This window comes from Maribacter sp. 1_MG-2023 (assembly GCF_030547005.1).
Taxonomy (GTDB): Bacteria; Bacteroidota; Bacteroidia; order Flavobacteriales; family Flavobacteriaceae; genus Maribacter.
In genome coordinates this window covers 73,808-98,719 of the sequence record NZ_JAUOPN010000009.1, presented here as the reverse complement: position 1 = coordinate 98,719, position 24,912 = coordinate 73,808, and the positions used below count along the sequence as shown (strand labels likewise).

24 protein-coding genes and 1 pseudogene are annotated in these 24,912 nt (G+C 35.1%); 12 read left to right on the top strand and 13 right to left on the bottom strand.

All coding sequences use genetic code 11. The annotated features are described in order from the left end of the window. Positions 1-370 precede the first annotated feature (370 nt). The 7 genes from Q4500_RS11610 (at position 371) to Q4500_RS11580 (ending at position 9,163) form a co-directional block, all read left to right on the top strand. A complete protein-coding gene (locus Q4500_RS11610; RefSeq protein WP_303599825.1) occupies positions 371-3,607 on the top strand; it encodes a hypothetical protein in 3,237 nt (1,078 codons plus the stop codon). Positions 3,608-3,647: 40 nt separating this feature from the next. Beyond that, complete coding sequence (locus Q4500_RS11605) at positions 3,648-5,588, top strand: alpha/beta fold hydrolase (RefSeq protein ID WP_303599824.1); 1,941 nt, start codon at positions 3,648-3,650, stop codon at positions 5,586-5,588. A gap of 33 nt (positions 5,589-5,621) precedes the next feature. Beyond that, positions 5,622-6,347, top strand: coding sequence for a DUF2490 domain-containing protein (locus tag Q4500_RS11600; protein WP_303599823.1), 726 nt, complete (start codon positions 5,622-5,624; stop codon positions 6,345-6,347). 28 nt (positions 6,348-6,375) lie between these two features. Next, positions 6,376-7,011, top strand: coding sequence for a YceI family protein (locus tag Q4500_RS11595; protein ID WP_303599822.1), 636 nt, complete (start codon positions 6,376-6,378; stop codon positions 7,009-7,011). A gap of 151 nt (positions 7,012-7,162) precedes the next feature. Then, entirely contained in the window at positions 7,163-7,756 is a 594-nt protein-coding gene (locus Q4500_RS11590; RefSeq protein ID WP_303599821.1) for a superoxide dismutase family protein, read from the top strand. A gap of 74 nt (positions 7,757-7,830) precedes the next feature. After that, positions 7,831-8,367, top strand: a complete 537-nt coding sequence (locus Q4500_RS11585; protein WP_299800069.1) for an RNA polymerase sigma factor — start codon at positions 7,831-7,833, stop codon at positions 8,365-8,367. Position 8,368: 1 nt separating this feature from the next. After that, positions 8,369-9,163, top strand: coding sequence for an anti-sigma factor (locus Q4500_RS11580; protein ID WP_303599820.1), 795 nt, complete (start codon positions 8,369-8,371; stop codon positions 9,161-9,163). 267 nt (positions 9,164-9,430) lie between these two features. Here Q4500_RS11580 and Q4500_RS11575 read toward each other — a convergent pair whose 3' ends face one another. Next, entirely contained in the window at positions 9,431-10,477 is a 1,047-nt protein-coding gene (locus tag Q4500_RS11575) for a VOC family protein (RefSeq protein ID WP_303599819.1), read from the bottom strand. After that, positions 10,470-10,982, bottom strand: a pseudogene (locus tag Q4500_RS11570) (glycosyl transferase); the annotation flags it as partial. The gene Q4500_RS11575 and the pseudogene Q4500_RS11570, both read right to left, overlap by 8 nt. 401 nt (positions 10,983-11,383) lie before the next feature. On the opposite strand from Q4500_RS11570, the gene Q4500_RS11565 reads away from it, so the two are divergent. Further along, on the top strand, positions 11,384-12,172 hold the full coding sequence (locus Q4500_RS11565) for a DUF547 domain-containing protein (protein WP_303599817.1): 789 nt from the start codon (positions 11,384-11,386) through the stop codon (positions 12,170-12,172). An 83-nt stretch (positions 12,173-12,255) separates the two neighbouring features. Then, positions 12,256-14,544, top strand: coding sequence for an RND family transporter (locus Q4500_RS11560; RefSeq protein ID WP_303599816.1), 2,289 nt, complete (start codon positions 12,256-12,258; stop codon positions 14,542-14,544). A 347-nt stretch (positions 14,545-14,891) separates the two neighbouring features. Here Q4500_RS11560 and Q4500_RS11555 read toward each other — a convergent pair whose 3' ends face one another. The 3 genes from Q4500_RS11555 to Q4500_RS11545 all read right to left on the bottom strand — a co-directional run bounded on the left by Q4500_RS11555 (position 14,892) and on the right by Q4500_RS11545 (position 17,797). Continuing rightward, the gene (locus Q4500_RS11555; protein ID WP_303599815.1) at positions 14,892-16,169 is read right to left on the bottom strand and encodes a CDC27 family protein; all 1,278 of its coding nucleotides are present in this window, start codon (positions 16,167-16,169) and stop codon (positions 14,892-14,894) included. Between the two features lie 131 nt (positions 16,170-16,300). Further along, positions 16,301-17,062, bottom strand: coding sequence for a DUF4331 family protein (locus tag Q4500_RS11550; protein ID WP_303599814.1), 762 nt, complete (start codon positions 17,060-17,062; stop codon positions 16,301-16,303). A 24-nt stretch (positions 17,063-17,086) separates the two neighbouring features. After that, positions 17,087-17,797: a DUF4331 family protein gene (locus Q4500_RS11545; protein WP_303599813.1), complete on the bottom strand. Its 711-nt coding sequence runs from the start codon at positions 17,795-17,797 to the stop codon at positions 17,087-17,089. A gap of 203 nt (positions 17,798-18,000) precedes the next feature. Here Q4500_RS11545 and Q4500_RS11540 point away from each other — a divergent pair, with 203 nt between their 5' ends. Continuing rightward, positions 18,001-19,206, top strand: coding sequence for an LETM1-related biofilm-associated protein (locus Q4500_RS11540; protein ID WP_303599812.1), 1,206 nt, complete (start codon positions 18,001-18,003; stop codon positions 19,204-19,206). Positions 19,207-19,230: 24 nt separating this feature from the next. On the opposite strand, the gene Q4500_RS11535 is transcribed toward Q4500_RS11540, so the two are convergent. From Q4500_RS11535 to Q4500_RS11500, 8 genes are all read right to left on the bottom strand, one after another. Then, positions 19,231-19,995, bottom strand: coding sequence for a LytTR family DNA-binding domain-containing protein (locus Q4500_RS11535; RefSeq protein WP_303599811.1), 765 nt, complete (start codon positions 19,993-19,995; stop codon positions 19,231-19,233). Positions 19,996-20,029: 34 nt separating this feature from the next. Continuing rightward, the gene (locus tag Q4500_RS11530; protein WP_303599810.1) at positions 20,030-20,395 is read right to left on the bottom strand and encodes a 2TM domain-containing protein; all 366 of its coding nucleotides are present in this window, start codon (positions 20,393-20,395) and stop codon (positions 20,030-20,032) included. A gap of 1 nt (position 20,396) precedes the next feature. Continuing rightward, positions 20,397-20,756, bottom strand: coding sequence for a 2TM domain-containing protein (locus tag Q4500_RS11525; RefSeq protein ID WP_303599809.1), 360 nt, complete (start codon positions 20,754-20,756; stop codon positions 20,397-20,399). Continuing rightward, positions 20,737-21,075, bottom strand: a complete 339-nt coding sequence (locus Q4500_RS11520; RefSeq protein WP_303599808.1) for a 2TM domain-containing protein — start codon at positions 21,073-21,075, stop codon at positions 20,737-20,739. Before Q4500_RS11520 ends, Q4500_RS11525 begins: the two co-directional genes overlap by 20 nt. After that, complete coding sequence (locus Q4500_RS11515; protein WP_303599807.1) at positions 21,066-21,356, bottom strand: 2TM domain-containing protein; 291 nt, start codon at positions 21,354-21,356, stop codon at positions 21,066-21,068. The genes Q4500_RS11520 and Q4500_RS11515 overlap by 10 nt, the downstream gene beginning before the upstream one ends. Positions 21,357-21,377: 21 nt before the next feature. Then, complete coding sequence (locus Q4500_RS11510; protein WP_368389755.1) at positions 21,378-21,659, bottom strand: 2TM domain-containing protein; 282 nt, start codon at positions 21,657-21,659, stop codon at positions 21,378-21,380. A 143-nt stretch (positions 21,660-21,802) separates the two neighbouring features. Continuing rightward, positions 21,803-22,255 (bottom strand): pyridoxamine 5'-phosphate oxidase family protein, encoded by a 453-nt coding sequence (locus tag Q4500_RS11505; protein ID WP_303599806.1) that lies wholly within the window; start codon positions 22,253-22,255, stop codon positions 21,803-21,805. Between the two features lie 22 nt (positions 22,256-22,277). Then, positions 22,278-23,600: a 2TM domain-containing protein gene (locus Q4500_RS11500; RefSeq protein WP_303599805.1), complete on the bottom strand. Its 1,323-nt coding sequence runs from the start codon at positions 23,598-23,600 to the stop codon at positions 22,278-22,280. Between the two features lie 304 nt (positions 23,601-23,904). On the opposite strand from Q4500_RS11500, the gene Q4500_RS11495 reads away from it, so the two are divergent. Further along, a complete protein-coding gene (locus tag Q4500_RS11495) occupies positions 23,905-24,366 on the top strand; it encodes a hypothetical protein (RefSeq protein WP_303599804.1) in 462 nt (153 codons plus the stop codon). A gap of 30 nt (positions 24,367-24,396) precedes the next feature. Continuing rightward, entirely contained in the window at positions 24,397-24,858 is a 462-nt protein-coding gene (locus Q4500_RS11490; protein ID WP_303599803.1) for a RidA family protein, read from the top strand. The last annotated feature ends 54 nt before the right edge of the window (positions 24,859-24,912 follow it).

The following is a 24,912-nucleotide window of genomic DNA, read 5'->3' as shown; positions in this document are numbered from 1 at the left end:
CAAAGACGTCTTTATAACCGCCAACTGTTACTGTAAACTGAACACTCACAACAAGCCGTATTATCACTTCGCTTTCGCTCAGTGACCTAGCTACAATTCCTATCCGTTCGAGCGCAGTCGAAAATTATAGGTGTTCCAAACTATCAGATTGCTTCGTGCCTCGCAATGACGTTCGCGAGAATCTCATAGTTTAACTGCCCACTGACCACAGATCATTGATACTGGAGACTGAAAACTGACACTGCCAACTGAGAATCAAAACTGTTAAAGGATTACCGATTCTATAAAACTGCCCACTGTTAACATCCTTTTAAGAATACTTCCCTTTCTTTTCCGCTATTTTTAAGCACATAACTAACAAACCACTCAAATGACTTCAAGATTACTATCCTTGCTGGTGCTTTTTGCATCTTTTTTCGTTTCTGCTCAAGATTTTAAAATGGACCTAGTACAAGACCTGAAACCACGTAACATCGGTCCTGGTGGTATGAGCGGTCGTGTTACCAGTATTGATGTCGTGAATTCCAATCCTGATATTATGTATATAGGTACCGCTTCTGGCGGGTTATGGAAATCTACCTCTGGCGGTATTAAATGGGATCCCATTTTTGATAAGGAAGTAACCGCTTCTATTGGTGCCGTTGCCATTCAGCAAAGTAACCCTGCTGTAATTTGGGCTGGTACCGGAGAAGGTAATCCTAGAAATAGTTTGAATGGTGGCTACGGGGTTTATAAATCTCTCGATGGCGGTAAGACCTGGAAATCTAAGGGTCTTGAAAAAACGAGACATATTCATAGAATTAAGATCGACCCAATGAATCCGAATACGGTTTATGTAGGTGCAATCGGCTCTCCTTGGGGCGAGCACCCTGAACGTGGAGTTTTTAAAACTACCGATGGTGGTGAGACTTGGGAGAAGGTTCTTTTTATAAATAATAAAACAGGGGTTGCTGATCTTATTATGGACCCAACAAACCCGAACAAGCTAATCGCTGCGATGTGGGAACACAAGCGTGACCCTTGGTTCTTTAACTCTGGCGGTTCTGGTAGTGGATTATACATTACCCACGATGGTGGTAAGAATTGGAAAAAGCTAAGTGAAGAAGATGGTCTACCTGCAGGTGATCTAGGTAGAATAGGTGTTGCCATTGCTCCTGGCAAGCCCGATGTTATTTACGCTTTAGTGGAAGCTAAAAAGAATGCGCTGTACAAATCTGAAGATGGCGGATTTAAATGGAAAAAAATTAATGATAAAGATGATATCGGTAATAGACCTTTTTACTACTCTGAAATTTATGTAGATCCTGAAAATGAAAATAGAGTTTTCTCAGTATTTACATACGTGAACGTTTCGCAAGATGGTGGAAAGAACTTTACACAATTAATGCCTGCATATCGCGCTGATAACGGCGTGCACCCTGATCACCACGCATTCTGGATTCACCCAGAAAACGGACAGTTTATGATGGACGGTAATGATGGCGGATTAAACATTTCAAAAGATGGTGGAAAAACATGGCGTTTTGTTGGTAACCTACCGGTTGCGCAATTTTACCATATAGCAACGGATAATGAATATCCTTATAATGTATACGGTGGTATGCAAGATAATGGTTCATGGAGAGGACCTGCTTATGTTTGGAAAGCTCAAGGAATTCGTAATAGCTATTGGCAAGAAATAAGTTTTGGTGATGGTTTTGATGTGGTACCCGATCCTGTAGATTCTAGATATGGTTATACAATGAGTCAGCAAGGTAACGTACAACGTTTTGATCATGTTACGGGTAATAATTACATCGTACGCCCTACTCCACCAGATGCTGAAACTGAACTTCGTTTTAACTGGAATTCGGCTATTAGCCAAGACCCTTTTGATAATAGCACCCTTTATTTTGGTAGTCAGTTTGTACACAAGAGTACAGATAAGGCATTGACGTGGAAGGTTATTTCTCCAGATTTAACTACCAACGATCCTGAAAAGCAAAAGCAAAGCGAAAGTGGCGGATTATCCATGGATGCAACCGGAGCTGAAAATCATACTACAATCTTAGTAATTGAACCTTCTAAAGTTGAGAAAGATATGCTTTGGACGGGTTCTGATGACGGTCGAGTTCATTATACACAAAATGGTGGTGAGACTTGGGTAGACGTAACAGCCAACATAAAAGGTTTACCAAAAGGAAGCTGGATTCCGCAAATAAAAGCATCTACCCGTAATAAAGGGGAAGCACTTTTAATCGCTAATGATTATAGAAGGTTTAATTACACACCGTATGCATACCGTACTAAAGATTATGGTAAATCATGGACAAGAATTGTGGACGCTACTGATGTAGAAAGCTATGCTCTTTCCATTATCGAAGATCCTGAGAACTCTAATTTATTATTTTTAGGTACTGATGACGGATTATATGTTTCTTTCAATGCAGGTGAAAAATGGCAAAAATGGACCGAAGGTTTCCCTACGGTATCTACAAAAGATTTAGCTATTCACCCAAGAGAGCATGATTTGGTGATTGGTACGTTCGGTAGAGCTGCATGGGTATTAGACGATATTCGTCCGTTACGCGCATTGGCAGCTGATGCATCTATACTAAGCAAAGACATCGAATTATTTACTCCTCCAACAGCATATCAAGCAGCATACCAACAACCAACAGGAAGTCGTTTTGGTGGTGACGGATTGTATCAAGGTGAAAACAAGAAGTCTGGCGCTATGATTACCTACTATTTAAAAGAAGGTAAGAAAGCTGTTAAAAAGCCAACAAAATCAATAGATAAAAAGGATGAAGAATCTGAAGAGACATCCGAAGAAAAAACAGAGAAAGTAGAATTAACAGGCGTTCAAAAGAAAGATTCGGTCCAATTCGATTTTTACGATGGTGATAGATTAATTCGTACCTTAAAATACAAGACTCCAGAAAAAGCAGGTTTCCATAGAATTTACTGGAGAATGGATGAAAAAGGTGCAGACAGACCTTCCAGAAAAGTAATTACCAAAAAGAAAGAATCTGGCGGTTTAGATGTAAAACCAGGAACTTACACTATCAAAATGCTTTATGGTGACATGGTAGAAGAAACTAAAATTACAGTAGCTTCTGACCCCCGTTTAAATGTCTCTACCGTAGCTATCAACGAAGCGTATGACAACGGAAAAGTTCTAGAATCATACATGCAAAAAGCTGCGGATGCCGTACAGCAATTTGCAAAAAGTAAAGAAACAGCAGAAAAGTTTCAAAAAGAACTAAAGAAGGAAGATGATAAAAAATACAAAGAGCAGATTGATGCTTCTAAAGATATCATCAAACAAATAGATTCTGTAACTGCAATCTATTTAGGCAAAGTTGATAAGCGACAAGGTATTACCCGTAGCAAAGAGATGACGGTAATGCAGCGTTTACAAATTGCAAGACGTTATGTTGGTTCTAGACAAGCAGGTATGACTGCTACAGAAAAGCAGCTTATGCAATTTGCAAAAGAGGAACTAGAAGGGGCTCTAGAAAAAACGAATTCATTTTTCTCTACTAAATGGAAAGCTTACAGATCAACTATGGAAAGCTTAGAGCTTTCTCCGTTCAAGGAAGTAGACACCTTTAGTTTAAAATAATTCTCATAATATTAGGCATACTCACTTAAAACCATCAATTATGAAAAAACTATTCGCTTGTTTTGCCATAGCTCTTATTTGGAGTTGTACAGAAAAAAAAGAAGTTCAAAAGGAAGAGCAAAAAGAAGTAGAAATCACCAAAATACCCGACCAATATTCCATTAAACAAATGATGGATAATGAAGCTATTTCTGGAGGTAGTTTTTATCGTGATAATTCTAAATTATTGGTTTCAAGTAATAGGTCTGGTATATATAATATGTATACCGTGCCTACCACAGGTGGTGAGTTAACGCCCATAACACAATCTGACAGTGCTTCTATTTTTGCGATTTCCTATTTTCCTAGAGATGAGCGAATGCTTTTTAGTATGGATGGTAATGGTGATGAAATATACCATATCTACATCCGCAATCTAAATGGTAGTCTTACAGATCTTACGCCTGCCAAAGGTGCTAGGGCTAGTTTTCAAGGTTGGGCTGAAGATGACCAAAGTTTCTTTTTTACATCGAACAAGCGAGATGCTAAATACATGGATCTGTATCAAATGGATTTTCTTAATTATTCGCCTAAATTAATTTTTAAGAATGAAGAAGGATACGAAATTGGAAACCTTAGTAAAGATGAAAAATATTTGACGTTGGGTAAATCTTTAAATACCAACGATTCAGACTTATACCTTTATGACCTATCAACAAAGAAGAAAATTAAGATCAATAAAACGCAGAGTGCGAATAGTAGTCAAGATTTTTCTCCCTCTGGCGATGAACTTTATTATACCACCGATGAAGGCAGTGAGTTTTCATACTTAATGAAGTATAATATTGCATCTGGCGCGACCGAAAAAGTGATTACCCGTGATTGGGATATTTTAGGTAGTTACTTTACAGATAATGGCAGTTATTTAGTTACCTATATCAATGAAGATGCAAAAAACACTATCGAAGTGATGGATGTAGCCACTATGGAGAATATAGATTTACCTGAGTTTGATGCTATGGCAATAACCAATGTAGATTTCTCAAAAGACGAAAAATGGATGCGTTTTTACGCAGGTGGCTCGCATACTCCAAGTAATTTATATGTCTATAACCTAGAAACGAAAGAACAGAAACAATTAACGGAAGTACTAAATCCTGAAATTGAAGCAGACGATCTTGTTTCTGCTGAAGTAGTTCGTTATAAGTCTTTTGACGGAGTAGAAATACCTGCCATTTACTATAAGCCTCACCAAGCAAATGCCGATGCAAAAGTACCCGCTTTGGTTTGGGTTCATGGAGGACCAGGCGGACAAAGTCGACAAAATTTTAGTTCTTTCATTCAATACCTTACCAATCATGGGTATGCAGTACTTGCTGTAAACAACCGTGGTAGTAGCGGCTATGGAAAAACGTTTTACCAAATGGATGATCTAAACCATGGCGATAAAGATTTAAAAGATTGTGTTGAAGGTAAAAACTGGCTTGCGGCTCAACCTGAAATCGATGCCGATAAAATAGGAATCATAGGTGGTTCTTATGGTGGTTATATGACCATGGCAGCATTGACGTACACTCCTGAAGAATTTGCAGTTGGTGTTAACTTGTTCGGAGTAACCAATTGGATAAGAACACTAAAAAGTATACCACCATGGTGGGAATCTTTTAAAGATGCTCTTTATTTAGAATTGGGAGACCCCTACAGTGCAGATTCTGTTCGTTTGAAAGAAATCTCACCTTTGTTTCATACAGATAAGGTAACCAAACCTTTAATTGTACTGCAAGGTTCGCAAGATCCACGTGTGTTACAAGTTGAATCTGATGAGATTGTTGCAGGGGTAAAAAAGAACGGAGTTCCTGTAGAATATGTTCTTTTTGAAGATGAAGGACATGGTTTTGTCAAAAAAGAAAATCAGATTGAAGCCTACAGTAGGGTTTTAGATTTTTTAGATTTGTATTTAAAGAAAGATAAAGACACCCCAATTGAGGCGGGTGAAGAATAAATCTAAAAATAGAGTTACACCTTAAATTAAAGAATGAAGAAAGTTATTACCGCACTGGTACTATTAGCAACCATTACGTATACAAACGCGCAAAGTGAAATAACCGGTGAAGATGATTTTGGTAGTTGGTTCATGTATTTTGGAACCAATAAAATTGCCGAAAAATGGAGTATACATACCGAAGCGCAGTTTAGATATTATGAGATGGCATCTAACTTTAATCAGTTGTTGCTGCGTACGGGAGTAAATTATCATATTAATCCTAATGCTATTGCCACTTTGGGGTACGGTTTTATTGATACCGACCCTACCTTTAGGGAATTTGATGTTCTTGGTGATGATGCCATTTTTGAAAATAATGCTATTTCAGAGCATCGCATTTTTGAGCAGTTTATTCTAAAAAACAAAGTATGGGAATTTAAATTTGAGCATCGCTATCGATTAGAGCAACGCTTTGTACAAAACAACGCCACCGGCATCAGTAATACATTACACAGAGCTCGCTACAGAATTCAAATGACCCTACCCCTAACCGATATTTTTTTCCTGAATTTCTATGATGAGATCTTTATCAACCTACAAGACGATGCCTTTGGTCAAAACCGTGCGTATGCTGCCCTAGGCGTTAATGTAACCGAAGATTTAAGCATGCAATTTGGGTATTTAAAAAATCACTTTAGCGAGACTAATTTTGATCGTTTTCAAGTAGGATTATTTTATAACACAGATTTACGTGGCATTTTTAAAAAGAAGAAGTAAATTTATACTATAATTAAAACACATTATCATGAAAAAAATAGCACTTACATTCGCTAGTGCACTTTTAATCGTTTTTGCAAGTTGTAAAGACGCTAAAAAAAGTGAAGAGTCTAAAAGCGTTGAAGCAACAAGCGAAGCAACTGAAATGTTCAGCTTAGTACAAGATTCAACAAAAGTAAGTTTTACTGCTTACAAGACAACAGATAAAGTACCTGTTGGCGGAATGTTCAAAAAGATAAACTTCACAAAAACAAATAGCGGTGCAACTGCTATGGAAGCCTTAAACGGAACTGAGTTTAGCATTCCTGTTAGTAGCTTATTTACTAACGACCCAACGGGAACAAGAGACCCTAAATTATTAGAGTTTTTCTTTGGCGTATTAAAGGATACCGAATTAATTTCTGGTGTATTTAAAGTTGAAGGTGATAAAAGTTCTATTGATGTTACTTTAAACGGAGAAACACAAAACATTCCCCTTGCATACGAAATGAACGGTGATGATAAAATCACCTTCACGGGTACTATGGATTTGGCAAATTGGAATGCAATGGATGCCGTTGCTTCTATCAACAAAGCTTGTGAAATTTTGCACACAGGTAAGGATGGTGTTAGTAAAACATGGAGCGAGGTTGCCGTTAAAGCAGAAGTGCTATTGACAAAATAAAAAATCAATTTTATCATATTTAAAAAAGAGGTGCTTTTCAGCACCTCTTTTTTTTTGCCCTAAAGATTAAAAGGATTGCTCATATCATGTAAATATTTGATATTGAATGTTTTAAATTATAATTTTACTATTCACAATAAAAACTATCAAAATGAAAATATTTAAAATTGAATTAGCACTATTGGCACTATTAGCTGTCTTTAGCTGCAAAGAGGTAAAAAAAGAGGCGTCTGAAGCTAAAGAAGAAGTTGAAGAACTAATGGATGAGGCTAAAGAAGAAATGAACGATGAGGAAACAGTCGTGAAATTTATGTTGGAACCGAAAAGCGATAGTAATGTAAAAGGTGAAGTAACTTTTACCCAAGATGATGACGAGGTAGAAATGGTAGCCATGCTATCTGGCTTATCTGAAGGCGAGCATGCCATTCATATTCACCAAACGGCTGATTGCACTGCTGCAGATGGTTCTTCTGCTGGCGGACACTGGAACCCAACAAATGAACCACATGGTAAATGGGGAGCTTCTGAAGGGTATCACAAAGGTGATATTGGTAACTTTACCGCAGATGCCGATGGTAATGCAAAAGTTGAATTTGAAACAGAAGAATGGTGTATTGGCTGTGATGATGAAAACAAAAATATTTTGGGCAAAGGTGTTATTGTACACCAAGGTGTAGATGACTACACTTCTCAACCAAGCGGTGCAGCTGGTGCACGTGTAAGTTGTGCCGGTATAATTGAATAGGGTTAATAATTTTTTTAATAAAAGCTGTTCTTGGAACAGCTTTTTCTATTTTTAACCGTTTTAAAAAATTACGTATGCAACTAGACCTTTTGGTTGATCAGTTTAAAAAGAAAGACCAATCGGCTTTCGAAAAGCTATATGGCATGTATAGCGAAAATATTTGTGGTGTAATAAACACCATCGTTAAAAACGATGCACGTTCCCAAGAAATTTGTCAAGATGTATTCATTAAAATATGGAACAACTGTGAAAGTTACAACTCATCTAAAGGAAGATTCTTTACCTGGGTATTGAACATTGCAAGAAATGCTGCTATCGATGAAATACGCAGTAGGTCGTATAAAAATGAAAAAAAGAACCTTAGTGCAGATTACTTCGTAAATATTTTACAGCACAAGGAAGAAGAAGAAACTTCTAATGTGGACACCAAGGGAGTAAGAAACCTCGTTAAAAATTTAAAGGAAAAATGTGTTCAGATCATTGAACTGTTATACTTTAGAGGATACACTCAAAAAGATGCTGCCGAAGAATTGGAAATTCCGATTGGTACTGTAAAAACAAGAAATAGAAGTTGCATTTCCCAACTAAGGGAAAATATGGCCGTAAGATAGTATGGATGTAGAAAAATACATAGCATCGGGAATTTTGGAGCTTTACGTAGCCGGTACACTTTCAGAGAAGGAAAATCTGGAAATTGCCAACTACGCTAAAGAGTATCCTCAAATTCAGAGAGAAATTGAAGCTATTGAAGCTTCAATATTAGAGTTGTCAAGAAAGGCATCACCTGGTTATAACTATTCATTTGCAGCATTAATGAATAGAATTAATGGTGAAGTTAAGATAGTTGATATTAATGAAAAACGTAGTTCACCGTTCTTATCATATATCGGTTGGGCAGCATCTGTTCTATTGGCTGTTGGTCTATTTTGGATGTATCAGCAGAACCAAGATTTAAAATCTAATATTGAAGTTGTAGAAAAACAGAATGTAGATTTGGAACAGCAAATTGCAGATACTGATTCTTCTTTAGAACAAACTCAAGAACTTTTGAATACGTTACGTGATCAAAACATTAGTGTAATTGCATTAGGTGGTCAAGCAGTCTCACCAACTTCTTACGCCAAAGCATATTGGAACAAAGAAGATCAAAAAGTTTTTATAGATGCAATAGGATTACCTGAACCACCAGATGGTTTTGTATATCAAGTTTGGTCTTTAAAACTTTCTCCGCTTACCCCTACTAGTATGGGGCTGCTAGAAGATTTTGCTACGGATGAGAACAAAGTATTCGTGTTAAACAACCCAAACGAGTCTGAAGCATTCGGTATTACTCTAGAACCGGCAGGTGGTAGTGAATCGCCAAACCTAGAGCAATTATATACACTAGGTGTTGTAGCTAGTTCATAATACATTAAAATTTAAAGTATAACGGGCAGTTTTTAAAAACTGCCCGTTTTTTTATTCTATTTATTTAACAAGGATTTTAAAAAAATCGAAAACGTTTGACCCTCATTAGGTATTGGCGGGCTTGTTTATACTGCAATTTCATTTGCTAATAGCACTGGTACAACTAAACAACTAATCGTTTTTGGCGTATTAGGCGCTATATTTTTCTTCTCAGGAATAGGATTGATCAGAAATACCAGTAAGAACTAAAACTGCAGATGTTTTAGATTACTTATCTTTCTTTACCCGACTAAAACTTAGACTTTTTACCAACCATTTTGGTAAGGTTTTATGCGGATTCCTTTTTTTAAGATTTAAGAACAATCCTAATGATTTTAGAATAGGGACTTTATGCGTTTCTACCAACTCTATTAATGTACCATCGGGATCTTCCATATAACTGAAATGACCCGCGGCATCGCCCATATCAAAACTATTGGCACTATCTACGGTAAAAGGATAACCATTGGCTTTAGCTTTTTCTCTAATCGAGCTCATACCCGACACGTCAAAACATAGGTGTATATACCCCAAGTCTCCCCACAATCTATTTTCAAAAATTTTTACTGGAGCTCTATCAAAAACCTGAATTAATTCTAGTTGTGTGGGACCTAGCAGATCTCCAAATCCGCCGACGGACTTTCGTTCTTGAGAAATAATTACTCTTCTATATTTTCTTTTGGCATTATCGTTTTCAAGTGTTTCAATAGTATCGTATGCTATTACTGAATACCCTAACATTGAACTATAAAATTCGATTGAGCTTTCCATATTACTAACGCCAATTACAGCACCTAGCACTCCCCCATTTTTTGATGACTGCTCACAAAAAACATAATGATCTTCAACCATTTGAACCCGGTTACCAAAAGGATCGGTGAAATAAAAACTAGAACGATAAGACTGACTGATTTCTGAGAGATTCGATACTTTCAAATCTTTTAAATATGAATGCATATCAATTAGATTTTCACATCTAATTTTCATTGCATAAATACCTAAATCCCCTAATTGAACTGGATTAATAGCAGCAGTTGGTGTCCGATCTTTGAACTGCCAAATTTCTAATCCACCGCCACCCGTCATATTTAATGATAAGTAAGCCTCTCTTCTTTCTTCTTTGCCATTGGTATATCTGGTCATTAAAGCTGCTACAGCCTCATCTTCAAACAGTAGTATATCGAAGCCTAAATGTGTTCTATACCAATTAAATACATTTTTAACATCCAGAACGCCTATGCCGATTTGCTGAATTCCGTTTATTGTTTCAACCATTATTTGGAGTGGGTATCAATTTATTATGAAGTGATTTTAATTTGCTACCTGAATATCCGAATTTAAACAGTACCACCAAAAGAAAATTAGAAAGATTTACGCGTAAATAAGAATTCGACTCATATTTACGTGCAGATACTATTAAGTCATTTTTAACGATGGTATAGGATAAGTTCGCTTTTTTCATCCGACGGAAAAACTCAAAATCTTCCATCAAAACTTGTTCTTCATTAAATTTACCGAGTTGGTTAAAAGCTTTTTTTTTAATGAAAAGGCATTGGTCACCACCACTGGTAAATAATCCGTCTTTAGCCGTAAACCATGCATTTACACGTAAATACCATGTGTCCTTATCAAATCGGTAAGAGAAAAATCCGGCATCATATCCATTCTGTAAACTATTTAAAATATCATCAATGAATCCCGTTGGTGGTACCACATCTGCATGTAAAAAAACAAAGGTATTTCCTAAGGCAATTTGAGAAGCTTCATTCATTTGTGCCGCCCTACCTTTATTCTAACAATGCAGTAATTTGACTTTCTTACTACTATTTAAATTTTCAATAGTATCAGAATTACCCGGAGATACGGCCACTATAATTTCCAAAAGCCGCTCATGCTCTAAAAAGCAAGCAACCTTAAAGAGCCGTTGTAAGTTATTAAATTAGTTATGTGCTGGTATTATTATACTTATCATAGAAATAGCTAGGGCGCAGTAGTTATCAAGTAAAAACTAACACCCATAAAAAAGGTTTACGCCTTACCTACGCAAATTCCGTTTAATAGTTTTATTACTATCCTAAAATTATAGAAAAGATTATCGTAATCGATTAAATAAAAATACGACCAAGCTTTCACGAACCTTTTAGCTACTATTACTTAGTTAAGGTAACCTAAAACAATATCATGAAATTAAAAATATCTTTTCTTGTAACTATGTTGGCTATATTATTTTTGGCGAAAACCGAAGTACAAGCACAGGTTGACACCAATTCAGAAACAGATTTCAATGAATTATCTGAGACCTTCTTAAAACGTATTATCGATAAGAAAGATACGCAAAATCTACAAGACATATTAGCGAATACTTCTATTTCAGAATTAGATAATGCTCTGGATACCAATGATAAAAGGCTAGCTTTTTGGCTCAATATTTACAATGCCTACATACAAGTGATTCTTCAAAAGAATCCGGAGTTATATGATGAACGAAGTAGCTTTTTTAAATTGGAGCAGATAAAAATTGCAGGTGAAATGGTATCGTTTGCTAAAATAGAACATGGTATTATTAGAAAATCGCAATGGGAATATGGCTTAGGCTATATACGCAAGTGGTTCCCCGGCAAATTTGAACGTAAATTGAGAGTAAACAAGCCTGTTTTTAATGTACATTTCGCCCTTAATTGCGGCGCTAAAGATTGTCCGCCAGTGGCTATTTACGAATGGGAACGATTACAAGAGCAATTGCAAAAAGGTACCAAAAGACTTTTAGAGAAAACTAGTGAATACAATAGCGAATTAAATGTGGTTAAAGTTACTTCGATTTTCAGTTGGTTTAGAGGCGATTTTGGTGGAAAAGGCGGTATCAAGAAAATTCTTAAAGAAAACGAAATTATACCTTCTACTAAAGGTGTAAAGGCTGAATATACCAATTACGACTGGACGTTATATCTCGATAATTTTATAGAACTATAGTTTGAATAGTACATTTGAGAGCGAAAGCCATTTTTTATTGAAATTTACTTCGCTCTTAATTGTTTCTTTTTACCAAGGTTACCATGAAGAATGGTAAATTTGCAACCGAAATAGATTTTATATATTCTATGAAAGTTAACTTTGGCTTTCTTAAAAAGCTTTTCATTGTTCTGTTTGTCCTGTTAGGCGTATTAGCTGCTTCTAAGTTGGATGAGCTACAGTTTTCTTTCGATTTTAGTCAGTTTTTCCCTGAAGAAGATCCTGATCTAGCCTTTTATGACAAATATGTAGAAGAGTTTGGTACTGATGACAATTTTCTACTGATTGCCGTAAAGAACAAGCCAGATGTATTACAACAAGATTTTCTAAAGAGTTTTCAAGCATTTTCTGAAGAGAGTAAAACTTTTGAATATGTTTTAGAAAGTAGTTCTTTAACCTCACTCTCTTACCCGCTTAAAACTTCTTTTGGTTATACCACTTTACCTATCATTCATATTGACGACCCTTCGCAATACCAGAAAGATTGGAATAAAATTGAAGAGGATTCCCTTTTTATAAATGTACTTGTTGATGAAAAAAGAACCTCTTTGGTGTTGGCTCTACAGACCGAGGACAACTTAGATTACAAGCAGTCCGAGCTTCTTTTAAACAGCATAAGAACCTCTCTAAAAGAACATAATTTACCCGATTACCATATTTTAGGTAGAGCCTTCTTTTATGAAGCTATTGTTGAAATGCAGAAGAGCGAAGTACTTACAACCACTATAGTAGCTTCTATTTTAGTTTTTATAATTCTTTTGCTGGTATACAGAAGTATGCCCGTGGTTTTAATTTCTGTTTTTTCTATAGCAATGTCGCTCTTGCTGTTTATGGGGCTATTGGGTTGGCTAGGTAAAGAACTCAATGCCATGGCTGCATTCTACCCAGTACTCATGCTTATTGTGGGTACTTCTGACGTTATACATCTTACGGATAGTTACATTAGAAAACTACAAACAGGTATACCACGATATAAAGCGATTAAATCTTCGTTAAGAGAAGTGGGCATGACTACCTTGCTTACCTCAATTACTACTGCAGTTGGTTTTGTAACCTTGCTTTCATCTCGATTGGTTAGTATTCAAGAATTTGGAATTAACGCTGCTATCGGCGTACTTGTCGCTTATATAACAGTTATTTTCTTAACGGGTTCATTACTGGTAAGTATACCTGAAAAATCATTGATCGGTCGCAAAAGTATCTCTGAGAATTGGGTAAAATACCTTTTAAAATTAAATACGTTCACCAAAAACAACCCTAAGTCTATCATATTTGGCACTGCTGTTTTTACCACACTTTGTGTTGTAGGTATTTACATGGTACAGACCAATCAAGAATTAAAGAACACGTTACCTGCTGAAAGTAAAATAGCAAAAGATTTCGATTACTTTCAAAGTAATTTTTCAGGATTCAGACCTTTAGAAATTGCCGTTATGAGTACTGAAGGAAACAAAGTGACGGATTTTAAAGTTGCCCAAGAAATTGAAAAATTACTTACGTATTTAAAAACATTTAAAAGTATTGGTAATGTGCAGTCTGCCAATCTACCTTATAAAATATTCAATAAAGCGAACAACTTAAATAGCGCTGCATATTTTACCCTACCTAGCGATGAGAAAACGTTTTTAAAGTATCAAAAAGATGCTCGTAAATTTGGTCGTAAACAACTTGCTAAGTTTATAAATGCAGATGAAAGTATTGCCCGTATCAATGGTAGACTGCAAGATATTGGTACCGATAAGCTTAAAGTGGTTTACAGCGATATAGATAACTTTACTAAAACGCAATTAGACACTTCTCTTGTTGCCATAAAGGTGACCGGTAAAAGTATTTTGCTCGATAAAAACTCTGAATATATTAGAAGTAGTTTGTTAGAAGGACTCCTTTACGGATTATTATTGATTGGAGTAATTATGGCTTTTGTCTTTCGTGACATTAAAATCTTTCTAATATCACTAGTACCAAATGTGCTACCAATATTATTTGCCGGTGGTATGTTAGGTTTCTTAGGCATACCATTAGAAGCCTCACTTTCCGTAGTTTTTGCTATCGTCTTTGGTATTGCCGTTGATGATACCATTCACTTCTTAGGAAAATATAAACTAGGTATTAGCCAAGGATTGGATAAAGAGGCAGCACTTGAAAAAACATTTGCACAAACCGGTAGAGCACTGGTTATTACAACCATTATCCTCTTCTTTGGATTTATGGTAATGTTATTTTCTATACATCAACCTAGTGTAACTATAGGGTTGATTATAAGTGTAACCTTGGTAACAGCATTGATACTAGATCTGCTATTACTACCGGTATTACTTAGAAAACTGATTTAGTTAGCCTTATTGGTACGGTCCAATGTTTTTTGTAGAGACCTGTAGGCAAATATTGTTTTGCCAACCATTAAAATCATTAAGCTAATCCATAATGTAAAGAGTAGGTATTCCATAACACTAATTGGTTTACTTGGTTACTATTTTTAGTTCACTTATTTAAGATGCTGGGGCATTTTAAATGCATTTGGTCGATAAATATATGCATTTCATCTATGCGCCTGTTAAAAAAAACCAAATTTTCGATGAAATACGTAATAATAACAACGCCACGACTTTATATCGTGACGTTGAAAAAAAAAACAATCCAACCTAAAACAAACATGAAATGAATATAATTGGGCAATCAATTACAAATCATGGACTTGCTTTTCCATACCAGGACCTAATTCATAAATGGCCCCAATTAATTCTCCTTTTAATTCTTTAACTCTTTCATCTTTTCCATTCGCTTTATATACTTCAGCAGCTTGGTACAATAATGCAGGTTCAAATGTTTTGCCATATACGTAGGTGTTCATAATTTCCATTGCTTTCTCTTTGTCTCCGTTCTTTAGAAGACTATAACCCAACCAGCTATAAGATTCTGGCGTTGTTCTATTGTCAACTTCTCTCTGTGCCAAAATCAAAGCACTATCATACTGTTTTGTTTCGCCTATATACAAGCCTAAGTTATATGCATTGTACATATCACCATATGCTGTATTTTTTACTCTCGTGAAGTACTCATCTAAGTTTTTGGTTCTTACCAAATCATCGCCAATATAATCTGCTATTTCAGCTTTTAACAAGAAATAATCTGGAGCATTATATGTTTTGGTCACTGAATCTAGAATTCGGATTGCTTCAGCAGCATTTTTATCATTTGAAAATACGATCCAGGCAATTCCCTTTTTAGCATATGCATTGTTATGATCAATCTCTAATGCCTTTATATATTGATGGTAAGAATCTTCAATTCTACCTGCATGCCCATAGTAATCTCCAAGATTAGTATAGCTCCACAGCATTAAATCTTTATTCTTCGCCAACTCGGCTTTAGTTCTAGCCTTCTCCATAAAGTTTATGGTCGTATCTAAATCTCCTTTATAATCGTTCCATTTAGCTACACGGATCATATAACCGAAATCTGACATATTCTTTAAACTGTCCAAATAGCTTTCTGCAAGTTGGTAATTACCTAATTCCATATGCACATCAAAGTACAAGCTTTGTGTTTCACTTTTATCACCGCCAATTGCAGCTGCAGAATCTGCTAATTTCAATGCTTCTTTAAAGCGATGTTGAGAAATATAATTTCTAGCCAAAGACCTGTAAAAACCAGGCTTTCCAATATTTGCTATATCAACCGCTTTCTTTAAACTTTTTTCTGCCTTCTTTAAAAACTCAATATCGCCTGTCTGTTTAAAGTATCTGTTGTACTCCCCGCCTACTACGCCAAAACTGTTAAGCTGCATACTATCTGGTCTTATTTTAGAATTCCAAAGATTAAAATATTTTGATGTTGTTTTAATCTCGTTGGAGACTAAAAATTTGTTGTAATCTTTTTTATGTGCAATTGCGTCTTGATTTTTGGTACCACATGATGATACCAGTATCACTACTATTAAAAGCTTCAATAATTTCATAAGGTTGTTTTTTTGTGGATCGTTTAAAATAAGGGGAGTTTTTCAACTCCCCTTCCCCTTTTCTTTCATAAACAATTTAGGGTTGTGCCTGTCTTATCTATCCTATCAATAGATAAGGTGATAGCAACTTCTTATTCTGGTGCTCCCAAGTATGGGAACGTTGTACCTACAGTAGCGGTTAGCCCAACGCCATCTGAGGTTAATCTTGGTAAATCTGCAACACCATCACCATCGGTATCTTGACCGCTAAAACGATCACCTTCCATACCACCGAACAGTAATATCAAAGAAACATCGATAACATCGTCTTGTGGAGTTCTACCTGTCAACGCAACTTCATCACCATCAGGAACCAAAATTCTACCATCATCATCTGCATCTGTACCTGGATTAAAATATGTAGTCGGTAAGTTTGGAGCTACTTCTAAAACATCGGCAGCTAAATAACCTGTTAATGTTGGTGCATCTAAACCTAAAATGTTGTTCTCATAATTTACGGCAGCTATATCAGCTCCTAATATATTTGCATATACATCATGGTATGCCTCTAACCTTGCTTCAAAATCTGCTTGAAAAGTAGCTGCCATTTCTGAAGGAATAGACACGTTATGAGCATCTTTAATAGTACCATCTGCACTTAATACGGTGTTGATACCCGGTCTACCCATAAAATCAACTTGTGCATATGTTCCTGTGAAATCTGGCGCCATTGCCTCTTCACATGGTGTACAAGAGCCACCACAATCTACTCCGGTTTCATCTCCGTTCATAATACCATCGTCACATGTTTCTGTAACAACTATTGGTGTATTGTCATCATCATCACTACAGGAAACTAAGGCTACCACTGCTAAAAGAGACAAAAACGTATATTTTATATTTTTATATTTCATCGTTATATTTTTATAAGGTTATAATTATTGTTTAACGTTTGTTGTTACCCAAGTTTTGTACACTTCTAAACCAAGTGCATTCTGACCTGTTGTACTACCTAAAAGACTATTTGGAAGCTCTACAACAATAGACATTGTATTTGACCCGTCGAAAGTATCAACAGCGGTATCATCATCGTCGTCAGTTGTATTTGGATCACCTGCTGGTTTAAAACCTAAAGGAGCCGTACCACCAATTACTTCATTGAATTGAAAAAAATCAAAGAAAAAAGCATCTTGTCTTGGACCTGCGAATAAAGAAACTCCGTTTGCCGTAGTTTCTACAATAGCAGTTTCAGCAGAAATGTCTACCGATCCTAATGGAGCGTCTACCATTATAGCACCATTTAATCCTGTTTCGCTTGGTGCAACCGGACCAAAGAAATACATTTTACCATCTCTAGGTATTGCCTGTATTACTAAATCTTCTACCAAATCATTATTGGTATCAATATTGATTTCTAATAATACATTTTCATCAAATGTACCATAAGCCAAATCTGGCAATACATTAGATTGAAGGTCTACTGCGAATACAGTATTGTCTGAACCTTCTGTAGGTTCAAAAGCATAAAAATCGGCAATATCTGCCGAGGTTCCCATAGCACCTGGTGCATCAATATGATCTGCGGCCACTAAAAGAACTCCTACTAAGGCTAATGCCCCAAGTCCCATAAATAATTTTGATTTTTTCATTATCTCTTTTTTTTAGATTAGAATCACCCCTACTTACGCAGCAAAAAAGAGAAGGTTCATTTTTTCTTAAAAAAAATTAAATTTTATTTTTAAGGATAAAATGAGAACTATCAATAAAAACAGTATTACAGACCAGTAGCAACTATTTATAAATTAGTATGAAGTAATAATTAGCTAACTTTGCAGTCTTAAATAATTAAGATATGAACCCGTCTTCCTCTGGTTGGATCGAGAAATATGGTTCGGTTGTTCAAAAACACCAAGACGCTTTCCCCACCTTTGAAGCTTTGTATGATACGCTTAAAAAAAGTGGGTTCGTATATGGGCTAAATTCTAGTATACCAGAGTTCATTGAATTGGAGCATACCTTATCTGAAGATGAAAAGGCGAAAATAAATTTACTACACGCATTGTTCTTTACCTATAGAATTAAGGGTGGTAATGACTATAGCACTTTTATAGAAGAGGTATTTAAGTTTTATGAAATACTGAATATTAGCCGTGCAGGTTTTTTTGATAAATGGTTTACTGGAAGTAAAACATCTGCCAAGCTTGAAAAACTAATGACTTCAAGAATTTATATTGAAGACAATATTATCAGTAAAACTTTTAATAGCCTTATTACCAACTCCCTCCTATTTATAGATGTTTTGCTTTTTAAGCATTATTTAAATAAACATTCTGCTTTAATAGAAAAGGCAGCAGAAATAGAATATTTAGCTATCAATATTACTTACGACGCGCTTAGCTCAAAAGAAATTGATAGAAACGACAATAAGCTTTCTCAGTTATTGGCTTCTTCATTAACCTATATTAATTGCGCAGAGAGTAGTTTTGATGGTTCTTACCGAGAACGACTTTTATTAAATAAAGAGAATTGGGAGAATCGCTATCTGTTAGATATGGCTTGCCTTACGGTTTGGGAAGATCACTCTTTAGATTACACCGAATCTGATTTTATTTTCGGAATAGGAAAAGACTTAGGATTCGGTAGAACTGTTATCTCTACATCAATTACCGATGTTACCGAGTTCTTTAAACTTAATTTTGATGTCATACCCTATTTAAAGGAAAAGAACCTAGCACAACAGTTTTACGACAGTATGGGTAAAATTGTAAAGAAGCTGATTCTACGCAATAGTAAACGCCTGCTTAAAGAGCTTTCCCAAAGTGCAGAGCTAGTAGGTCTGTTATCAAAATCTACGGTCAGGGATTTAAGTAATGAAGAAAAGAAAAAAGTACAGAATCAACTTTTAGATATTTTTAAAAGTATTCCTTCTTTGGCTATATTCATACTACCTGGCGGAGCTATTTTACTTCCGATATTCATTAAACTGATTCCCAAACTATTACCATCGGCATTTGATGAAAATAGAATTGACGAGGAAGAAGATTTGTATCGTAAATAACTTAATATCAAAATATTAATTATTCTACTCTAACCAAAGCTTAAAGTCTTTCACCTTTTCTCTACTCACTATAATTTCATGATCAGGATTGTTCTTTAGCTTGATCTGTAATCTAGAATTGGTGTATGAAACAATGTCCTTAATGTGATCTATATTCACAAAGAACTTTCTACTGACCCTAAAGAACATCTGTGGTTTTAGTTCCTCTTCTAACTGTTCTAATGTAGTATCCAATAAATAATTGCGACCATCTTTAGTAGCCGCGTATGTACCTTTGTTTTCACTATAAAAAGACTCAACATCTTCTGCATTTATAATTTTTAAATGCTGACCTACCTTCGCTGTAAATCGCTTTTTATACTCGCGCTCGAGCGGATTTACCAATAATTTTTTGATATCTTCAAAATCTAAAGCGATTTTACTAGGCTCATTGGCAGATTTAAACAGCTTTCTATATTTATTGACCGCCTGCTCTAGATCTTCATCATCAATAGGTTTCAATAAATAGTCTATACTATTCAGCTTAAATGCCTTAAGGGCATACTCATCAAAAGCAGTAGTGAATATAATGGCGCTGTGTACTTCTATAACATCGAAGATCTCGAATGAGAGTCCGTCCGATAATTGAATATCCAAGAAGATTAAATCTGGGTGTTCATTGGTCTGAAACCAATCTATAGCCTCTTCTACAGAATGTAGCATCGTAGAAACGGTCAAATCTAAACTATCTAACATTCTACCCAACCTGCGTGCTGCCGGTTTTTCATCTTCTATTATAATGGTCTTCATGGTCTGGTTTTATGGTTTACTAGAATTGTATGCTTTAATCGTTATATGAATTTATGTATTTCTGAATCTTACGTTCTTCCCACCTCTTCAAATATCCTGAAATATTGCCATAAACAATAATTCCATGAATAGCCAGTATTATCCCCCAAACAATGGTGGTACCGTAGACATTCCAGTTTATCCACTCTAAAAACTCAGGATTACCGAATGCTTCTTTACTTACCAAAATGAAAACGAACTTATGTCTTAAGAAGTACAACATGATATTTATGATCAGAAAAACCAATACATGATTATAGAAGCGCTTTATACTTGCCACTTTCTCTTTTGCTCTTTCATACTTAGAAAAACTACTGTCCTCTCCATTAAAAAGATAATTGTTTGCTCGTTCAGTTTCCATATTATCTATATTTTTCAAATTCACGTTTATCTTCCTCCATATATTTACTTATTTGCCGAGCTTCCCAGTCTTTACCAAAAAACGGATGGTAATCAAAGACTTTGACTGCGTGAAAAACCAAGCCTATTCCCCAGAAAAAGGGCGTTATAAAAGTGCCAAAATTCACCAATGCATCATATAAAGATTCCCCTTCATATATTCTTATCATCACATTCATTGCAACAATAATAATGTTTGCCAAAATGTATAAGGAAAAATGCAAATAAAAACCCTTTAAATCTTTAACCTTCTTTTCTGCATTTGCTAATGCATCTGACTTATCTACCATTGAAATTTCCATATTATCTATATTTTTCAGCATCTCGTTCATCTTGCTCTACATATTTATTGATTTGGCGCTGCTCCCAATCTTTGCTAAAGAAAGGACTATATCCAAATACTTTAGCGGCATGAAATGCCAACCCTATTCCCCAGAAAAACGGAGTAGTTAAAGTACCGATGTTAAATAAAGCCTCTGTGAACGAAGCTCCGCCAGACATAATCCCCATAATGGTAATTGTCATAATAAACAGATTTACGAGTACGTAAACAAGTAAGTGAATATAAAACCCCTTTATCTCTTTTACCTTCTTTTGGGCTCTTAATAATTTATCCGATTGTTCAAATTCGTTTAGCTCCATCTTCTTGTATTTTCCTCTTGTTGTAAAAACTCTTGTAATTTTCTTTCTTCCCAGTCTCTGCCCGTAAACGGATTCAAGTTAAAGATTTTATTTGCTTTAAAAAATAAGCTAATACTTAAACCGAATACTACCCAAAGAAACCAGGCATTCCTCCATTCATTAAAATAATAATTGATTGTCGCTACAATTATAATGGTTACGATAGCCGACGCTACTTTTCTATAAAATTTTCTAATTTTTTCAACTCTTGCTTTTGCTCTTGTATATTTTGTGTTTTCCATGATCTTTAGTCTTTTAGGTTATTATTCTTGCATGAATTCTTTGATCTTTCTTTCTTCCCAATTCTTACCGAATAATGGGTTATAGTCAAAGGCATAAAGTCCGTTCATCAATAGACCAAATCCCCAACCAAGTGCCGGAAAAATAAACCAAAGAAAACTTGTTGTATTATAATTGATATATGCTAAAAATGGTATGACGATACAGTAGGCCAATAAATTACCGTAAAAGCCTTTTATAGCTTGTACTTTTTCTTTTGCCTTTTCATACTTATAATTGCTGTCTGTTGTGAAGTTTGATTCCATCTTTTTAAAGTTTTAGTGATTACTAATTTATTTCTATACTTCAAATTTCGGCAGATCGTACAGGTTTTGAAAAAATGAAATACCCAGTTGTAATTTTTTACGACTGAATTGTAGAAAGCATGTTCTTAGACTATTGAGAGACCTTAAAATCCGTAGTTTTTCTTTGCGCTGGCAATCTGGTCCTCTTCTGTAGTTTCGGGGAACAGTATGTATTTAGGAGCAATTATAGGCTTAGCACTGGTAACGTTAATCTTGGTTATTGAATTAAAAGGGAATTTGCCTTCTGTTAGCACCAACAATACATTTTCCATCTTAGGGTACTCTTTACTAGCTGCTGTAATAATTTCAGCCTCTCCTTTCAATTGAAAGCCTTTCTGCTTTAAAATATCTATAAAGCTGATACAGATGTGTTTATTTTGTTGAATATTTTTTACTGTTTGTGGTGATGCTATATTTGCTACTATAATCATATTCTCTCCAAAACAACTGAATATTTCTTTGGGTGACACATTGGGTATGTTATCAGCAGAAGATGTTGCCAACCAGCATAATACACTATCGCTTATAGCAGCTTTTATCTTTTTTGTTAGCTTCATAGTGCTTCCGTTTAAAATTTCTTCAGAATCTATCATCTTCCATATACTGTTTTATTTTTCTTTCTTCCCAGCCTTTACCAAACAGCGGATTATAACCATATGCTTTTAAACCATGGGCTATTAAACCAATACCCCAACCAATAGCAGGGAAAATAACCCAAACAAAACTGGTAGTCTTAAAATTTATATAGGCAAGAAATGGTATAACAATACAATAAGAAGTAAGGTTACCATAGAATCCTTTAATGAGTTCTACCCTTTCTTTTGCTTTCTCATAGCGCTTGGCGCTTATATGGGAATCTTGTGTTTCTCGAAAAGAAATTGCATTTGTAAGCATAGGTAAACGCACTTTAAACTCTTTAGCGGTCTTAAAAATCTGCATTTCCTTTTTAGTAAGAATGGCATAACGTTGACGAATGTTCTGCAGCCCCACACCACTACTCTTTTTAACTACTTGTTTTTCTTGTAAATTGTTGACCACGTACAAATACCCGTCTTCTTCATATATTCTAATGTGTAGTGGTTTTGAAGAAGTTACCACATTATGCTTCACTGCATTCTCTAATAACAACTGTAGGGATAATGGTACTATTTTCGCCTCAGGATCTAGTGCCTCATCAGGAATTTCAAATACGATACTATCTTCAAAACGCATTTTTAGAAGTCGCACATAAGTTCTTGCAAACTTTAGTTCTTCGTCAACAGAAATAAGATTTTTGCTCTTCTGCTCCAATACATATCTGTACACCTTAGATAGCGAAGTAGTAAATTTTTGCGCCTGCATAGGATCTTCTTCTATAAGGCTGGTCAATACATTTAAGCTATTAAAAAGGAAGTGAGGGTCTAACTGATTCTTCAGAGCATCGAACTTTGCAGATGCTGAACCTGCAATAATTTTTTGTTCTTTTACCTTGGTATCTTGTAAGGCTTTATAGAAGTAGAAAGCGTGTAAAAACAATGAAACTACTAGGGTTACCAACAGCGCATAGAAGTAATATTGTATCCTTTCCCCGGCTACGTACTGTTCAAAACTTTTACCAAATATATAGATTTCAGTAAACGCGCGTACAGCACCAAACGCCAATACAGTAAGTACAATAGAGCCCGCGGCACCGTACCATAATCGTTTTTGCGTTTCATTCTCCCATGTATACTTTTGAGAGATATAGTCGCTGAAATACATATTAACCATAGATAGCACAAAAGAATACAGCAAGGCTATACCAGTAAATTGTAATTCGCCATATAATGTTATGCTTTCCCAATCAGATAATAGCAACCGAACAAGTTCCATAACCAAGGCTATAATTATTGCTATTCTTACTACCTTTAAAAAACTACTCATGTTTGTAAGCTTAAATTGATTGGTTTCTAATTTTTAAAATTAGGAATTTCATTTTAGACCTATACCTCTTTCTGTAAATGCCTAGATAAAAGCAAACATGAAGCCTTTTCTAACCATTTAGAAAAAATATATTCTGAATTGTACTATCTGATAGCTGAACTGTATTTTAGGCTAGCTGAAACTATTGTTATCTAATTCATAGAATCTTCTCGATCATTAAAAATTTATAAAAGATATATGTTATATATTGGAAGTACAAATAACATTATTTTTATATAGACTATTGTTGTATGCAATTTGAGAAATGGAAATAATAATCACAAAAGGTAAAAATAGAAACACCTTAACTTGTAAAAGAAAAGATGGAACCTTGACAAGTATAAATCTTGGACCTGATATCCCGAATCACGATATTGCTCACTATGTTGTTGAAAAAGTATTTAAATTAGAAAATGGTTTTTACGGAAAAGTTAAATCTGGAATGACCATAGAAGAACTATCTGATAAAGAAATAATAAAAAGTTTAGACTCTGAAACTTGGCTATCTGAAATTATGGCGAGAAATCTTCAATCTATTGGTTCCGGAGCAGCGAAAACTGAACAATTCATTGAATTAATAAATTGGGAAGCTCAAAATATCAGTGGAATTAGAGTTCCGAATATGAATTTAACAGATATTAAAAAAATGAAATCTGAATTTGACCAACTGTGCGAAAAGTGGAATTTGATTCCTGAAAACGGAAAGTTAAAACTGATTTTTAAATAAAAATTGTATAAAACTAGGTGTATAAAACAAATGAGCCCAATCGAAATATTAAAAACTAACGGACTTCAACTACCTAATGTATCAACGCCAGGAGGAAGTTACGTTTCTGTAAACGTTAGAGAAAATATAGCCTACATAGCTATTCAATTTCCAATTTTAAATGAAGAATTTAAATTTCAAGGGCGTTTAGGAAATGAAATTTCGACCGAAGATGGTTATAAGGCGATGGAATTATGTGCCTTGAACGTTTTAGCTCAAGTGAACAAGAAAATAGGGTTTGATAAAGTTGTTGGACTAAACCATATAGACGCCTACTTTCAATCGGGTAAAGATTGGGATGAATCGCCCAAAGTAGTTGATGGGGCTTCAGACTTATTCGTAAAGGTGCTTAAAGAAAAAGGTAAACATTCTAGAGCAATTTTTGGAGTTGAAAAGCTTCCTCGAAATTTTAGTGTAGGACTAACAGCTTCATTTACCATTAAAAAAAAATAGCATAATCAACGGAAGTAAATTTTCAATTTTAAATCGAAGTCAATATAAGAAAAC

Coding starts and splice junctions, on each gene's coding strand:
- Q4500_RS11610 (WP_303599825.1), top strand. CDS start 371: ATGACTTCAAGATTACTATCCTTGCTGGTGCTTTTTGCATCTTTTTTC.
- Q4500_RS11605 (WP_303599824.1), top strand. CDS start 3,648: ATGAAAAAACTATTCGCTTGTTTTGCCATAGCTCTTATTTGGAGTTGT.
- Q4500_RS11600 (WP_303599823.1), top strand. CDS start 5,622: ATGAAGAAAGTTATTACCGCACTGGTACTATTAGCAACCATTACGTAT.
- Q4500_RS11595 (WP_303599822.1), top strand. CDS start 6,376: ATGAAAAAAATAGCACTTACATTCGCTAGTGCACTTTTAATCGTTTTT.
- Q4500_RS11590 (WP_303599821.1), top strand. CDS start 7,163: ATGAAAATATTTAAAATTGAATTAGCACTATTGGCACTATTAGCTGTC.
- Q4500_RS11585 (WP_299800069.1), top strand. CDS start 7,831: ATGCAACTAGACCTTTTGGTTGATCAGTTTAAAAAGAAAGACCAATCG.
- Q4500_RS11580 (WP_303599820.1), top strand. CDS start 8,369: ATGGATGTAGAAAAATACATAGCATCGGGAATTTTGGAGCTTTACGTA.
- Q4500_RS11575 (WP_303599819.1), bottom strand. CDS start 10,477: ATGGTTGAAACAATAAACGGAATTCAGCAAATCGGCATAGGCGTTCTG.
- Q4500_RS11565 (WP_303599817.1), top strand. CDS start 11,384: ATGAAATTAAAAATATCTTTTCTTGTAACTATGTTGGCTATATTATTT.
- Q4500_RS11560 (WP_303599816.1), top strand. CDS start 12,256: ATGAAGAATGGTAAATTTGCAACCGAAATAGATTTTATATATTCTATG.
- Q4500_RS11555 (WP_303599815.1), bottom strand. CDS start 16,169: ATGAAATTATTGAAGCTTTTAATAGTAGTGATACTGGTATCATCATGT.
- Q4500_RS11550 (WP_303599814.1), bottom strand. CDS start 17,062: ATGAAATATAAAAATATAAAATATACGTTTTTGTCTCTTTTAGCAGTG.
- Q4500_RS11545 (WP_303599813.1), bottom strand. CDS start 17,797: ATGAAAAAATCAAAATTATTTATGGGACTTGGGGCATTAGCCTTAGTA.
- Q4500_RS11540 (WP_303599812.1), top strand. CDS start 18,001: ATGAACCCGTCTTCCTCTGGTTGGATCGAGAAATATGGTTCGGTTGTT.
- Q4500_RS11535 (WP_303599811.1), bottom strand. CDS start 19,995: ATGAAGACCATTATAATAGAAGATGAAAAACCGGCAGCACGCAGGTTG.
- Q4500_RS11530 (WP_303599810.1), bottom strand. CDS start 20,395: ATGGAAACTGAACGAGCAAACAATTATCTTTTTAATGGAGAGGACAGT.
- Q4500_RS11525 (WP_303599809.1), bottom strand. CDS start 20,756: ATGCTGAAAAATATAGATAATATGGAAATTTCAATGGTAGATAAGTCA.
- Q4500_RS11520 (WP_303599808.1), bottom strand. CDS start 21,075: ATGGAGCTAAACGAATTTGAACAATCGGATAAATTATTAAGAGCCCAA.
- Q4500_RS11515 (WP_303599807.1), bottom strand. CDS start 21,356: ATGGAAAACACAAAATATACAAGAGCAAAAGCAAGAGTTGAAAAAATT.
- Q4500_RS11510 (WP_368389755.1), bottom strand. CDS start 21,659: ATGGAATCAAACTTCACAACAGACAGCAATTATAAGTATGAAAAGGCA.
- Q4500_RS11505 (WP_303599806.1), bottom strand. CDS start 22,255: ATGAAGCTAACAAAAAAGATAAAAGCTGCTATAAGCGATAGTGTATTA.
- Q4500_RS11500 (WP_303599805.1), bottom strand. CDS start 23,600: ATGAGTAGTTTTTTAAAGGTAGTAAGAATAGCAATAATTATAGCCTTG.
- Q4500_RS11495 (WP_303599804.1), top strand. CDS start 23,905: ATGGAAATAATAATCACAAAAGGTAAAAATAGAAACACCTTAACTTGT.
- Q4500_RS11490 (WP_303599803.1), top strand. CDS start 24,397: ATGAGCCCAATCGAAATATTAAAAACTAACGGACTTCAACTACCTAAT.